This is a genomic window from Pseudonocardia sulfidoxydans NBRC 16205, assembly GCF_007989085.1.
Taxonomy (GTDB): Bacteria; Actinomycetota; Actinomycetes; order Mycobacteriales; family Pseudonocardiaceae; genus Pseudonocardia; species Pseudonocardia sulfidoxydans.
In genome coordinates, this window is the sequence record NZ_BJVJ01000002.1 from 134,081 (window position 1) to 148,278 (window position 14,198).

A 14,198-nucleotide genomic window follows, 5' to 3' on the forward strand; every position below is an offset into this window, starting at 1 on the left:
TGACGACACGTTCGCGCACGTGTGCCCTCGTCCGGGGCCGGGCTCCGGGGGCGGTGCGCCCTTCAGAGGCGCCGCAGGCCGTCGACGACGCGGGCGAGCAGCCCCTGCTCGGGTGGCGCGGCGGTCGCCGGGCCGTGGACCTGCACCGTCCCCGCCACGACGACGTCGCCGATCAGGACGCGTACCACCCCGAGCGGCACGCCGGTGGTCGCGGCGACCTCCGCCACGGAGCATGGGACGCGGCAGCGGTCGAGGACGGCGCGATGGGCGGGCGACGGGGCGGTCGGGCCGGCGTCGGGCCGGACACCGACGAGGGTCTCCAGCCCGAGCTCGACCGGCGCGCGGGTCCGGCCCCCGGTGAGCATGTAGGGCCTGACGGACGGTCCCGACCCGTCGGCGGGGAGATCCGGTTCGACGACAGAGATCGGGACGGTCACGGGCTCGTCGGCGACGGGCTGCCTCGCCCGGGCCTCGCGCCGCCGTCGTGGCGCCCCGCCGAAGCGCGCACCGGTCCGTCCGACGACCGGTCCGCCGTCATCGGGTTCGTGGTCCGGCACCCCGCCATCGGACGTGACGGGTGTTGCGGGGTCGTGTCGTGGGCGTTCCGTGCGTGTGACGATCCGCCGGTCACGCCACGGCGATCCTCCGCACACCGGATCCGGCGCACCGGGCCACACGCTGTGCGCCGCGGCGTGCGCGCAGTAGTTTGCCCGGCATGATCCGCACCTCGGCCGTCGGACGCATGTGGTTCGCCGCGACGGCGGTCGTGGTGGTGGTCGCGATCGTCGTGCAGGCCGTCGTCGCCGCCCGGGGCAACCCGTACTCGCTGTTCGACACGCCCGGCGAGCGGCTGGCGAACATGCTGGCGTTCTTCACGATCCTGTCGAACCTGCTGGTCGGCGTCACGTTCGCGGTGCTCGCGCTGCGCCAGGGCCCGTACCCGCGGCTGCTGCGTGTGCTGCACCTGGACGCGGTGCTGGGCATCGCGGTGACGGGCATCGTCTACAACCTGGTGCTGGCGCCGCTGTTCGACCTGTCCGGGGCGGCGTGGCTCGCGAACCTGCTGCTGCACGTCGTCGTCCCGATCATGGCGGTGCTGGGCTGGCTGGTGTTCGGGCCGCGCGGCCAGGTCGACACCTCGACGGTCCTGTTGTCGACGATCTACCCGATCCTGTGGCTGGCGTTCACGCTGGTCCGTGGCGCGGTGACCGACTGGGGCCCGAACCCGCCGTGGTACCCGTACCCGTTCGTCGACGTCGGTGAGCTGGGGTACTGGCGGGTCGCGATCAACTGCGTCGTGATCGCGGTGCTGTTCCTGGGGCTGGCGTTCGGCGCGAAGGCCCTGGACCGGTTCCTGACGCGGCGGTTCCACCCCGACGCGGCCGCAGCGGCAACGGGCGGCGCAGCCCGGACCACGCCGCGCACCGCCGCCGACACCGCCGCCGACACCGCGCCCGGCACCGCCGGCGCACGACCGCCCGTCCGCATCGGCGTCCAGCTCCAGCCCCAGCACGCCGACTACGCCCGCATCCGGGACGCCGTCGCCGAGGCCGAGGAGGCGGGCGTCGACGTCGTCTTCAACTGGGACCACTTCTTCCCGCTGCGCGGCGACGCCGACGGCAGGCACTTCGAGTGCTGGACGATGCTGGGCGCGTGGGCGGAGGCCACGGAGCGCGTCGAGATCGGGGCGCTGGTGTCGTGCGCGGGGTACCGCAACCCGGAGCTGCTGGCCGACATGGCCCGCACCGTCGACCACATCAGCGGGGGCCGGCTGATCCTGGGCATCGGCGCGGGCTGGTTCCGTCGCGACTACGACGAGTACGGCTACGACTTCGGCACCCCGGGGTCGCGGCTGGCGACGCTGGCCGACGCGCTGCCCCGCATCCAGGCCCGCTGGGAACGGCTCAACCCGCCGCCGACGCGGACCATCCCGATCCTCGTCGGGGGCGGCGGGGAGAAGAAGACGTTGCGTTACACCGCCGAGCACGCCGACATCTGGCACGGCTTCGGCGATGCCGAGACGATCGCGCACAAGAGCCGGGTGCTCGACGAGCACTGCGCCGACGTGGGCCGGGACCCTGCGGCGATCGCGCGGTCGGCGGGGGTGCAGTCGGCGCCGGACACGGTGGCCGACGCGATGCTCGCCGCGGGGGTCACGCTGTTCACGATCGGCGTGGGCGGGCCCCGCTACGACCTGGGCCTGCTGCGCGACTGGATCGCCTGGCGCGACGCGCTCCCCCCGGCCTGAGCCCTCACCGCGCCGTCGTCAGCAGGTCACCGAGCGCGCCGAGGGCGGTGGCGCCGGCGGCGTCGGCGGCCGCGACGAGCCCGATGAACGCCGCGTACCCGTGGATGAGGCCCGGCCCGGGGACGTGGGTGACCGGGACCCCGGCGGCGCGCAGCCGTTCGGCGTAGGCGTCGCCCTCGTCGCGCAGCGGGTCGAACTGGGCGGTGGCGACGACGGCAGGCGCGACGCGGGCGACGTCGGCGTGCCGCAGGTCGACGAGCGGGTCGTCGGAGCCACCGGGCAGGTACTGCTCGTAGAACCAGCGCATGTCCGACGCGGTGAGGAAGTAGCCCTCGGCGTTGTCGCGCACCGACTGCGAACTCTGCGTCGGGTCGGTCGAGGGGTACCAGAGCAGCTGCGCGGCGAGCGGGATGCCCTCGTCGCGGGCGACGAGCGCGACACCGGCGGCGAGGCTCGCCCCGGCACTGTCCCCCGCCACGGCGAGCGGCCGGTCGGGGTGGGCGGCGTGGGTCCAGCGCAGGGCGGCCACGGCGTCACCGAGGGGGACGGGGTGGGGGTGCTCGGGGGCGAGCCGGTAGTCGACGGCGACGACGACCGACCCGGTCTCGCCGGCGACCTTGCGGCACACGGGGTCGTGGGTGTCGAGGTCGCCGACGACCCAGCCGCCACCGTGGAGGTAGGTGACGACGCCGCCCCGGTCGTCGAGGGGCCGGTAGACGCGGATGCGGATCGGGCCGGCAGGTCCGTCGATCTCGTCGTCGGAGACGCCGGCGACGGGGAACGGCACGTAGTCGGCGCCGCGGCGGGCGAGCGAGAGGTTCCGGTAGTGCTCGCGAGTCTCGAGGGCCGAGCCGCGGATCAGCGGCAGCGCGCCGTTGGCCTCCAGCGTGTCGAGCACGGTGCGGAACTGGGGGTCGAGCGCCATCTCAGCACACCCCCCGGACGGGACGGTGGGTGATGCGGGATGAGCGGCGGGGAGCGTGCACGTCGTCGTTCACGCGATCACCGTATGCCGCAGCTGCCCCTCCCGGAACCTCTCGGCGCTGCGACGGCAGCGCTGCGGACGGAGCCGCCGGCGCCGCCGAGCGGGGACGTCGTCGAGCGGGGACGTCGTCGGCTGATCCCCCGATTTCACCTCTCCGGGGTGAGTGCCGGAGCACGGATCATCTGTGCAATCGGACGCCCAGGCCGAGAAGGGAACACCGATGACCAACACCCCGCCGGACGACGAGACGATCAGGGTCATCGGGGTCGAGGGCTACACATACCTGTACCCGCTCGTCCTGATGGACGTGACGCGGCAGCAGCTCACCAACGTGCGCACGGCCCACGACGTCCCGATGCGGGCTCCCCGCGACACGTTCGTCCACGCACCCACCTTCCCCGCGGGGGACTTCCGCGCCGTCGTCCGGCCGAACTTCGACACGCTGTACTCGGCGGCGTTCCTCGACGTGCACGAGGAGCCGCGGATCGTGTCGCTGCCCGACGCCGGCGACAAGTACTACCTGCTGCCGCTCTACGACATGTGGGGCGAGGTGTTCAGCTGCCCCGGGACCCGCACCACGGGAAACGCGGCGATCGACGTCGCGGTCTGCCCGCCCGGCTGGAGCGGACGGCTGCCCGCCGGGGTCCGCCGCTACGAGGCGCCGACCCCGTGGGTGTGGGTGATCGGCCGGACCGAGGCCAGCCCGGCCACCTACGCCGCGGTGCACGAGTTCCAGGCCGGTATGACGATCACCCCGCTGTCGGCGTGGGGCGGCACGGCGCCGACCGTCACCGGGGAGATCGATCCCGCTGTCGACGACGAGACGCCACCCTTGCGGCAGGTCTTCGCGCTCGACGCCGCCGCGTTCTTCGGCCGGGCGGCCGAGCTGATCGCCGAGCACCCCCCGCACCACGCGGACTACCCGATTCTCGACCGGCTGGCCCGGATCGGCTTCGTCCCGGGCGAGCCGTTCGACCTGGCCGCGGCCGATCCCGCCGTCCGGTCCGCCCTGCAGGACGTGACCCCCGAGGCGCGCAAGCGGATCAGCGACGAGCAGACCCGGCTCGCGAAACCGGACGACGGTTGGGTCGTGCTCCGGTCCGGCATGGGCACCTACGGCGGCGACTTCCTGCGGCGGGCGTGCGTGGAGCTGATCGGGTTGGGCGCCAACCTCGCCGAGGACGCGATCTACCCGGTCACCTACGTCGACTCCGACGGGAACCCGTTCACCGGGGCCGAGCGCTACGTGTGGCACTTCGAGAAGGACGCGATGCCGCCCGTACGTGCCTTCTGGTCGCTGACCCTCTACGACCCGGAGGGGTTCCAGGTACCCAACGAGCTCGACCGGTTCGCCATCGGCGACCGCGACGACCTGCGGTTCAACTCCGACGGGTCCCTCGATCTCGCCGTGTCGCACACCGGGCCCGAGGAAGGCACGTCGAACTGGCTGCCCGCCCCGGAGGGCGTGTTCAACCTCTGCGCCCGCTTCTACCACCCGGAGCGGGCGCTGCTCGACGGCCGCTGGACGCCGCCGCCGGTCCGCCGGGTCTGATCCCCCGGAGTGAGATCCGGGCCGCTCGGCCCAGTGACCCTCCCGTCACACTTTCGGGTGGGTTAGGCGCGGCGAACGCGACTCCGGCAGGCGAGATGGACACTCTGGGCGCATGGGCTTGCGGACGCATCGGACCGATGATCACTCGGACGGGCAGGAGAAGCGTCGCGCTGATCACCGTCGGGCGACGTCAGCGGTGGCCGTCGGTGCGCTGGTGGCCACGCTCGCCGCCGGCTGGGTGGCCTCGACCGACCCGGCGGCAGCGAACCGCGGCTGGGACGCGGGCCACGCCTGGGCGACGTCCCAGCTCGGCTAGGGGGCGCCGCGCCCGAGCTCCAGGGTCCCGTCGGCGAGCCGCCGGTAGACCTCCGCCGCCGCGCGGGAGAACCCGTCGGGCAGGCCTTGTGCCGCAACGGTGTCGGCGGCCTCGTCCATCTCCCCCGCCCAGCGCCACGCGCGGTCACCGGACTTGTCCGCCAGTGCGGCCAGCTGTGCGTCGAGGTCGCCGCCCATGCGCCCCACCTCGGCGCGCAGGTCGTCGAGCACGCCGTAGCCGTTCGCGGCGGCCGCCATGACGGCCCAGATCGTCGGCAACGCCTTGGTGTGCAACGCGAAGCACGCCTTGAGCGCGCTCGCGGCGCCGAGGCCACCGTCGAGGACCCTCGCCGCGAACGGGGAGCCCTCGAACAGGCGGGCGACCGACGGTGCCGCCGCACCGGAGAGCCACAGGACGGTCCGGCCCGCCTCGTAGGCGGCCGGGCCGATCACCGCCCCGTCGACGACCCCGGCTGCGCCGTCACCGCGGTCGAACAGCTCCGCGATGGCAGCGACGGTCGTGGGCGAGACCGCGTTGGCGTCGACGTAGAGCGGGGGGTGGGCGCGGTCGCGGACGGCGTCGGCGACCTGCCGGGCGACGTCGAGGGCGGCGTGCGGCGGGCAGATCGAGATGACGACGTCGCTGCGCCGGGCCAGCTCGTCGACGTCGGGGACCCCGATCAGGTCGGCGATCTCGGCGCGCTTGGACGTGACGTCGCTGCGGCCGGCCGCCGCCCACACCACCGCCCCGGCCCGCGGCTTGAGCGCCGAGCCGAGGGCGGAGCCCATCGCGCCGGGATGCAGGATCCCGACGACCGGCCGGTCGGGCAGCACGCCGGTGTGGCCAACCTCTGCGTCGCTCACCACGGCATCATCACCCATCTCCCGAGCGGGCGGCGAGCAGGTCCCCGACCCGGTCACGCAGGTCCAGGGCGAGGTCCCCGGCCCCGGGCACGACGAGCAGCACCAGCAGGAACACCGCGAGCGCCAGCGCGGGCGCGACCAGCATCGTCTCGACCCGCCCGCCCGTGCGCATCCGCAGCGGCCGCGGCCCGCCGACGGGGTACCAGCGGCGGCGGCGGATCGGCAGCGGCCACAGCAGCGGCGCCCCGGACTCGGTGACCGCGTCGCCGACCGAGTGGACGAGCATCCCGAGGGTGACGGCGGTGCCGAGCCAGCCGGCGGTGCCGTCGACACCGCCGGGCATCCAGGCGCCGACGGCGTAGGTGAGACCGGCGGCGATCAGCAGCGACGGGGGGCCGGGCACGATCGCGTCGAGCCCCTTGATGGCCAGCGCGATGCAGACGAACAGGGTGCCGAGCAGCACCGGTGCGCCCCATGCCGCCGACGCGGCGTTGATCGCCGCGCCCACACCGACGGCGAACAGCGCGGTGTGGGTGAGCCCCCGGTGCGTGCCCCGGCCGGTGTCGCGGGGCGCGCGGGTCAGCCGGTACACCAGCGCCGACAGCGGCCGCACGGCGCGGCCGGCCACGACCGACGCCCAGGAGAACCGGGCGGTCGCCATGGACGAGGGATGGTCGAGGTCGGGCAGCAGCGCTGCGCCCGCGCACACGGCGGCGAACGTCAGCACCCCGCCCGCGTCGAGCGGGGCGCCCGACCAGCCGGCCGCGAACCCGGCGACGCCGAGCCCCAACGCCGCTCCCGACAGGGCATGACTGACCCCGAGCACCTTGCGCCCCACCACTTCCCACCGCGCCCGGGCCGTGCGCGCGGACGGTCGGGAACTCTAGGCGCCCGGCTGTGCACGGATCGGCAGGCGCGCCGGGGGGCCCGTGCGGCAGGGTGGGGATCATGAGCGAGAGCGGACTGCTGGACGTGCTGCGTGGTGACGCCGTCGGGGGCTGGCTGCAGCTGCCGGGATCGGCGACGGCGGAGGTGATCGGCTCGGTGGGGTTCGACGTGGTGTGCGTCGACACCCAGCACGGCCTGATCGGCCCCGACTCCCTGCTCCCCATGCTGCAGGCGCTCGCCGCGACGGGCACCCCGTCGATGGTGCGCGTGCACTGGAACGCGCCGTCCCCGATCACCGAGGCGCTCGACCGCGGCGCGGCGGGTGTGATCGTCCCGCTGGTGAACTCCGCGCAGGAGGCGGCCGCGGCGGCGTCGGCGTGCCGCTGGCCCCCGCACGGCACCCGTAGCTACGGCCCGACCCGGCACGGTTTCATGACGTCGGCGCCCGGTGACCCGGTGTGCGCGGTGATGGTGGAGTCGGTCGCGGCCGTCGAGGCGGTGTCCGACATCGTCGCCGTCGACGGGGTGGACGCGGTGTTCGTCGGGCCGTCGGATCTGGCGCTGTCGATGGGCAGGCCGACCTCGGCGCAGGACGGTGACCCCGACTACGACGCGTTGCTGGCGAGGGTGCTCGAGGCGGGCAGGGCCGCGGACATGCCCGTCGGCATCTTCTGCGCCTCCGCCGGGCACGTGCAGCGGTTCCGGGAGCTGGGGTTCACGTACTTCTTCGTCCGCGGCGACGGTGCGCTGCTCGCCGAGATGGCGGCCGCGGAGCTGCGGGCGAGCCGTCCCGGTGGGGCGGAGCCGCTCAGGCGCGGCTGACCGTTCCCCCGTGGGGGTCGGCGGGCGGGTCGGACGCGGGCGGGTCCGGCTGCCCGTCGGGACCGTCGGTCGGCTCGCGGCTGCTCAGCGCGCCCCGGCGGTCGGACAGGCGGGCGGGCCACAGCTCCTGGATGGCGGCGTTGAGGTGCGCGCCCAGCACGATCGCGAAGCCGATGAAGAACGCCGCCAGCAGGAACGCGATCGGGGCGGCCAGCGCGCCGTAGGTGTAGCCGGTGCCGGTGAGCCAGTCGATGTAGACGCGCAGCCCCGTCACCCCGACCAGGAACACGACGGCGGCGAACAGCGCGCCGGGCAGCCCCCGCCACCACGGCGGCTTGGCCGGCAGCGCCACCTTGTAGAGCGTGGTGAGCGCGAGGACCAGGATGACGCCGATGACCGGGTAGTACAGGTCGGAGATCAGCGTGATCGCCGTGGGCCGCCACGACTCGGGCAGGATGCCGGGCAGCCGGTCGGGGCCCAGGGCGAGCAGCGGCAGCGAGATGATCCCGCCGACGAGCCCCACCAGGTACAGCAGCAGCGCCAGGATGCGCTGCCAGACCGGGTTGCGGATGCCGTACTGGCCGTGGGCGCGGGTGATCGCGTCGACGAACGACGACATCGCCGACGACCCGGACCACAGCGAGATGACGAAGCCCAGCGAGATCAGCTCGCTGCGGCCGGTGGTGAGGATCTGGGAGACGGTGGGGGCGATGATCTCGTCGACGGCGTTGCGGCTGAAGATGCCGCTGGTGGCCGCCACGATCCGGTTCTCGACGATCTGCGCGGTGTCCGGGCCGAACCAGCCGCCGATGTAGCCGAGCGCCCCGAGCAGGCCCAGCAGCAGCGGGGGCAGCGACAGGGTCTGCCAGAACGCGGCCGCCGCCGACTCGGAGAAGATGTTGTCGTCCCAGGCGCCGCCGACGGTGCGGGTGATCAGCCGCCGCGCCCCGGGTTTGCGTTTCTGCCCGCCGTCGCGGAGCTCGGCGTCGACGGGCCGCTCCACGGTCTCGTCGACGGACTGCGCCGCGGTCTCGTCGACGGGCTGCTCCGCGGTCTCGTCGACGGGCTGCTCCGCGGTCTCGTCGACGGGCTGCTCCGCGGGGACCGTCGGCGAAGAATCCCCGGGTCGGTCCCGGCGTGCGTCGTCACCGGGCGGGGTGGTGGACCCGTCCTTCCCGGTGTGCAGCTCCGTCACGTCGTCCAGGATGCTCCCCCACAGCGCGTGACGCCTGATCCGTGGCCGGGCCGTGACCGGCCGGAACGGGTGAACCGGGCTCTCCGCCGGCCCAGGAGAGGACTCACGGGAGGGCTCGGGAGACGGCTCAGCCGAGGAGGTCGAGCACCGTGCGGGCGGCCACGCTGGGTGGCAGCCCACCGGCGCGGACCTCGCGTTCGAGCGTCGGGAGCTTCTCGCGGACACCGGGGTCGGAGCGCAGCCGGTCCATGAGCTGGTCGCGCACCATGGCCCACATCCACCCCACCTGTTGCGCCGCGCGGCGGTCGGCGAGCTCACCGGTGCCGTCGAGGGTGGCCCGGTGCTTCTCGACGGCCGCCCAGACGTCGTCGAGCCCGGCGCCGGTCTGCGCGGAGCACGGCAGCACGGGCGGGCGCCACGACTCGCTGGCCGGTGTCATCAGCCGCAGCGCCGCGCGCAGCTCGGCGGCCGCGCCGCGGGCCTCCTTCTCGTGCGGGCCGTCGGCCTTGTTGACGGCGACGACGTCGGCGATCTCGAGGATGCCCTTCTTGATGCCCTGCAGCGCGTCGCCGGTGCGGGCGATGGTGAGGAACAGGAAGGTGTCGACCATCTCCGACACCGCGATCTCGGACTGTCCGACCCCGACGGTCTCGACGAGCACGACGTCGAACCCGGCGGCCTCCATCAGCACGATGGTCTCGCGGGTGGCGCGGGCGACGCCGCCGAGCGTGCCGGCGTTGGGCGAGGGCCGGACGAACGCGTTGTCGTCGACCGACAGCCGGGCCATCCGCGTCTTGTCGCCGAGGATGGAGCCCTTGGTCCGGGTCGACGACGGGTCGACGGCCAGCACGGCGACGCGGTGGCCGTCGGCGGTGAGCCGGGTGCCCAGCGCCTCGATGAACGTCGACTTGCCGACGCCGGGAACCCCGCTGATGCCGACGCGGCGCGCGGCCCCGGCGTGCGGCTGCAGCCGCGACAGCAGGTCCTGCGCGGCGAGGCGGTGGTCGGCGCGCTGCGACTCGACGAGCGTGATGGCCCGGGCCAGCAACGACCGTGACCCGCCGAGCACGCCCTCGGTGAGCGCGTCGACGTCGATCTGCCGTGCCACGTTCCTCCCTAGAACCGTCGAGTTCGACGCTGGACTGGTTCGATCATGGTGCTGGGCAGTCTCAGGTCGAGCTCGGCGGGGCGTCGTCGGAGTGCAGGGTCGCCGCGAGCTTGCCGACGAGGTCGATGGCCGCCTCGGCGATCACCGTGCCGGGACCGAACACCGCGGCGGCGCCCATCTCCAGCAGGGTGGGGACGTCGGCGGGCGGGATGACGCCGCCGACGACGACCATGATGTCGGAGCGGTCGAGCTCGGCCAGCGCCGAGCGCAGCTCCGGCACCAACGTCAGGTGCCCGGCGGCCAGCGAGCTCACGCCGACGACGTGCACGTCGGCCTCGACGGCCTGGCGCGCGACCTCGCCGGGGGTCTGGAACAGCGGGCCCACGTCGACGTCGAAGCCGAGGTCGGCGAACGCCGTCGCGATGACCTTCTGGCCGCGGTCGTGGCCGTCCTGGCCCATCTTGGCGACGAGGATGCGGGGGCGGCGGCCCTCCTCCTCGGCGAACTCGTCGACGAGCTCACGGGCACGGGCGATCGCCGGGTTGCGCCCGGCCTCCTCGGAGTACACGCCGGAGATGATCCTGATCTGTCCGGAGTGCCGCCCGAACACCTTCTCCAGTGCGTCGGAGATCTCCCCGACGGTGGCCTTCGCGCGGGCGGCGTCGACCGCGAGGGCCAGCAGGTTCTGCGATGCGTCGCGGGCCGAGCCCTCGGCGATCGCGGCCGCGGCGGCGGTGAGCTTCTCGCACGCGGCGTCGACCTCGCGGGAGTCGCGTTCGCGGCGCAGCCGCTCCAGCTTCTCCAGCTGCTCGCGGCGCACCCCGCCGTTGTCGACCTTGAGCACGTCGATCTGCTCGTCGGACTCGGTGATGAACTTGTTGACGCCGATGACGGGCTGGCGGCCGGAGTCGATGCGGGCCTGGGTGCGGGCCGCGGCCTCCTCGACGCGCAGCTTGGGGATGCCGGCGTCGATGGCCTGGGCCATGCCGCCGGCCTTCTCGACCTCGCTGATGTGCGCCCACGCGCGGCGGGCGAGGTCGTAGGTGAGGCGCTCGACGTAGTAGCTGCCGCCCCACGGGTCGATGACGTCGGTGGTGCCCGACTCCTGCTGCAACAGCAGCTGGGTGTTGCGGGCGATGCGGGCGGAGAAGTCCGTCGGCAGCGCGAGGGCCTCGTCGAGGGCGTTGGTGTGCAACGACTGTGTGTGGCCCTGGGTGGCGGCCATGGCCTCGACGCAGGTGCGGACGACGTTGTTGTAGACGTCCTGCGCGGTCAGTGACCAGCCGGAGGTCTGCGAGTGTGTGCGCAGCGACAGCGATTTCGTGTTCTTCGGGTCGAACTGGCGCACGAGCTTGGCCCAGAGCAGGCGCGCGGCCCGCATCTTGGCGATCTCCATGAAGAAGTTCATGCCGATCGCCCAGAAGAAGCTCAGCCGGGGCGCGAACCTGTCGACGTCGAGCCCCGCGTCGATCCCGGCCCGCAGGTACTCCACGCCGTCGGCGAGGGTGTAGGCGAGCTCGAGGTCGTTGGTCGCTCCCGCCTCCTGGATGTGGTAGCCGGAGATGGAGATCGAGTTGAACCGGGGCATCTTCTCCGACGTGAAGCTGAAGATGTCGGAGATGATCTGCATCGACGGCTGCGGCGGGTAGATGTAGGTGTTGCGGACCATGAACTCCTTGAGGATGTCGTTCTGGATGGTCCCCGTGAGCGACGCCGGTGTCACCCCCTGCTCCTCGGCCGCCACGATGTAGAGGGCGAGGACGGGCAGGACGGCGCCGTTCATGGTCATCGACACCGACATCTTGTCCAGCGGGATGCCGTCGAAGAGCTGGCGCATGTCGTAGATCGAGTCGATCGCGACACCGGCCATGCCGACGTCGCCTGCGACGCGCGGGTGGTCGGAGTCGTAGCCGCGGTGCGTGGCCAGGTCGAACGCGATCGACAGGCCCTTCTGGCCGGCGGCGAGGTTGCGCCGGTAGAAGGCGTTGGACGCCGCGGCGGTGGAGAACCCGGCGTACTGACGCACCGTCCAGGGCTGGGTGACGTACATCGTCGGGTAGGGCCCGCGCAGGTAGGGCGCGACGCCCGGGAAGGTGCCGAGGAAGTCGACGTCGCCCAGGTCGGCAGCGGTGTAGAGCGGCGAGACGGGAATGCCCTCGGGCGAGTCCCAGGCCGGCGGGGCGTCCCCGGCCGGTGCGCCTGCCGGGGCGGCGCCGCCGTCGAGGTCGACGCGGGTGAAGTCGGGGACGGTCATCGAGCGTCCTTCCCATCGGAGAGGGCGGCGTAGACGTCGTCGATCACGGCGAGCGCGTCGCACCCGGCGTAGAGCGTGGCGTCGATGCCGTCGACGTCGGCCTTGCCCGCCAGCAGGATGCGCGTGGCGCCGGCCTCGCGCAGCGCGGCGGCGGTCGCGGCGGCACGCTCGGTGTAGGCGGCGTCGGTGCCGCACACGACGGCGACGGTCGTGCCCGACTCCCGGAACGCGGCGACGACGTCGTCGGCGGTCTCGGTGGCCCCGGCGTCGGGGGCGGCGATGCCGCCGGCGCCCAGCAGGTTGCGGGCGAACCCGGCGCGGGCGCTGTGCGCGGCGACCGGGCCGAGTGTGGCCAGGAACGCGGTGGGGCGGGCGCCGGTCTCGGCGAGGACCGCGTCGGAGCGGTCGCGGCGCTCCTCGAACGCGGCGGCGGCCCGGTAGACGGGCAGACCCGCGGACGCGGCCGGGGCCGGGTGGGGTTCGCGTTCGACGGGCTTCTCGTCGATGTCGGGGAACTCGCTGACCCCGGTGACGGGGGTGCGCCGGGTGGCGACGGCGCGTTCGCGACGCTCCCGCACCGCGGCGACGGCGTCGGCGACGAATCCCGAGTCGAGTGCGGCGACGGCGCCGCCCGCGCCCTCGACCTCCTGGAAGAACGCCCAGGCGGCGCGGGCCAGGTCGGCGGTGCGCGACTCCACGTACCAGGACCCGCCCGCCGGGTCGACGACCCGCGCCAGGTGCGACTCCATGATCAGCAGCGACTGGGTGTTGCGGGCGACGCGCCGCGCGAACGGGGCGGCGACGCCGATCGCCTCGTCGAAGGGGGCGACGGTCACCGCGTCGGCGCCACCCACACCGGCGGCGAAGCCGGAGACGGTGCCGCGCAACATGTTCACCCACGGATCGCGGCGCGTGGTGCCGACGGGTGAGCTGACGGCGTGCTGGACCTGGCCGGGCGCGTCGGCGGCGCCGCAGGCCTCCAGGACCCGCGACCAGAGCCGGCGCGCGGCGCGCAGCAGCGCGATCGTCGCGAACTGGTCGCCGGTGGCGGCGTAGCGGAACTCCAGCAGGCGCGCGGCCGTCGTGACGTCGAGCCCGCCGTCGGTGAGCGCGCGCAGGTAGGCCACCCCGGCGGCCATCGACCAGCCGAGCTGCTGGGCGTCGGACGCGCCGGCACCGTGCACGGGCAGGGCGTCGACGACGATCGCGTGCAGCGCCGGGAAGGCCTCGGCGACGCGGCGGGCGAGCGGGAGCACGGAGTCGACGGCCGGGCCGTCGCCGGTGGCGGCGCGCAGGCCGATCGGGTCGAGGCCGAGGTTGCCGCGGACCTGGCCTGCGTCGACACCGGACGCCTCGACGTGAGCCAGGAACGCCTCTGCCGCGGCCCCGGCGTCGGCACCCGCGTCGAGGACGACGGCGGCGAGGTCGAGCATGACACCGTCGAGGGCGGCAGGGATGTCGGCGACGGCGACGCCGCGCTCCCCCGCCCCGAGCCACAGCGAGGTGACGCCGTTCTCGAGGTCCTCGGCTGCGGCCGCGGCGACGGCGGCGGGATCGGCGGCGGTGTGGCGGGCGCGGACGTCCCAGCCGTCGGGGACGTGGCCGTGGGCGCGGCTGCCGCGGACGTAGGGGGCGGCGCCCGGGACGCCGGTCGCCTCGGGAGCAGGGGCGTCATCGGCGGTGTAGAGCGGGCGGACCGCGATGCCGTCGAGGGTTTCGCGGACCAGCGTGTCGACGCCGGATCCGGCGGGGGCGTCCTCGGCGAGGCGACCCGCCTTGCGCAGCACCCCGTCGACCAGGGTGGCCCACTCCTCGCGGGTGGCCTGCGGGAACTCGGCGGCGAGGGCGAGCTCGTCGGGCTCCTCGGGAGCGCCCCGTTCCACCACCTCGGGGTCGACCTGCGGGGTCATCGCTCTCCCTCCTGCGCCCATGGGCCGCCGATGGCCGTGGGGTTTCGCGGAGTCTAG

At 74.1% G+C, this 14,198-nt stretch carries 11 protein-coding genes and 1 pseudogene; 4 read left to right on the forward strand and 8 right to left on the reverse strand.

Going from position 1 to position 14,198, the window contains the following annotated elements; all coding sequences use genetic code 11:
- Positions 1-62 precede the first annotated feature (62 nt).
- On the reverse strand, positions 63-437 hold the full coding sequence (locus PSU4_RS01855) for a DUF742 domain-containing protein (RefSeq protein WP_147102079.1): 375 nt from the start codon (positions 435-437) through the stop codon (positions 63-65).
- A 422-nt stretch (positions 438-859) separates the two neighbouring features.
- Here PSU4_RS01855 and PSU4_RS31775 point away from each other — a divergent pair.
- Positions 860-1,291: pseudogene (locus PSU4_RS31775) on the forward strand (Pr6Pr family membrane protein); the annotation flags it as partial.
- A gap of 195 nt (positions 1,292-1,486) precedes the next feature.
- The gene (locus PSU4_RS31780; RefSeq protein ID WP_147102196.1) at positions 1,487-2,248 is read left to right on the forward strand and encodes an LLM class F420-dependent oxidoreductase; all 762 of its coding nucleotides are present in this window, start codon (positions 1,487-1,489) and stop codon (positions 2,246-2,248) included.
- A gap of 4 nt (positions 2,249-2,252) precedes the next feature.
- On the opposite strand, the gene PSU4_RS01865 is transcribed toward PSU4_RS31780, so the two are convergent.
- A complete protein-coding gene (locus PSU4_RS01865) occupies positions 2,253-3,173 on the reverse strand; it encodes an alpha/beta hydrolase (protein ID WP_147102081.1) in 921 nt (306 codons plus the stop codon).
- A 280-nt stretch (positions 3,174-3,453) separates the two neighbouring features.
- Between PSU4_RS01865 and PSU4_RS01870 the strand changes: the two genes are divergently transcribed.
- Entirely contained in the window at positions 3,454-4,785 is a 1,332-nt protein-coding gene (locus PSU4_RS01870) for a DUF1254 domain-containing protein (protein WP_147102083.1), read from the forward strand.
- Positions 4,786-5,097: 312 nt separating this feature from the next.
- Here the strand turns inward: PSU4_RS01870 and PSU4_RS01875 are convergent, their stop codons facing one another.
- Positions 5,098-5,964: a DUF1932 domain-containing protein gene (locus PSU4_RS01875; protein WP_246114898.1), complete on the reverse strand. Its 867-nt coding sequence runs from the start codon at positions 5,962-5,964 to the stop codon at positions 5,098-5,100.
- A 10-nt stretch (positions 5,965-5,974) separates the two neighbouring features.
- The gene (locus PSU4_RS01880) at positions 5,975-6,802 is read right to left on the reverse strand and encodes a metal-dependent hydrolase (protein WP_186816694.1); all 828 of its coding nucleotides are present in this window, start codon (positions 6,800-6,802) and stop codon (positions 5,975-5,977) included.
- A 110-nt stretch (positions 6,803-6,912) separates the two neighbouring features.
- Between PSU4_RS01880 and PSU4_RS01885 the strand changes: the two genes are divergently transcribed.
- A complete protein-coding gene (locus PSU4_RS01885) occupies positions 6,913-7,674 on the forward strand; it encodes an HpcH/HpaI aldolase family protein (RefSeq protein ID WP_147102088.1) in 762 nt (253 codons plus the stop codon).
- Here PSU4_RS01885 and PSU4_RS01890 read toward each other — a convergent pair.
- The 4 genes from PSU4_RS01890 to PSU4_RS01905 form a co-directional block, all read right to left on the reverse strand.
- Positions 7,661-8,869: a YihY/virulence factor BrkB family protein gene (locus PSU4_RS01890; RefSeq protein WP_373866027.1), complete on the reverse strand. Its 1,209-nt coding sequence runs from the start codon at positions 8,867-8,869 to the stop codon at positions 7,661-7,663. The genes PSU4_RS01885 and PSU4_RS01890 overlap by 14 nt on opposite strands.
- Positions 8,870-8,996: 127 nt before the next feature.
- Positions 8,997-9,977 carry a methylmalonyl Co-A mutase-associated GTPase MeaB gene (gene meaB / locus PSU4_RS01895; RefSeq protein WP_147102090.1) on the reverse strand — a complete coding sequence of 327 codons (981 nt, stop codon included), beginning with the start codon at positions 9,975-9,977 and terminating at the stop codon, positions 8,997-8,999.
- 61 nt (positions 9,978-10,038) lie between these two features.
- On the reverse strand, positions 10,039-12,231 hold the full coding sequence (gene scpA / locus PSU4_RS01900) for a methylmalonyl-CoA mutase (RefSeq protein ID WP_147102092.1): 2,193 nt from the start codon (positions 12,229-12,231) through the stop codon (positions 10,039-10,041).
- Positions 12,228-14,141: a methylmalonyl-CoA mutase family protein gene (locus tag PSU4_RS01905; protein WP_147102095.1), complete on the reverse strand. Its 1,914-nt coding sequence runs from the start codon at positions 14,139-14,141 to the stop codon at positions 12,228-12,230. The genes scpA and PSU4_RS01905 overlap by 4 nt, the downstream gene beginning before the upstream one ends.
- Positions 14,142-14,198: the final 57 nt, after the last annotated feature.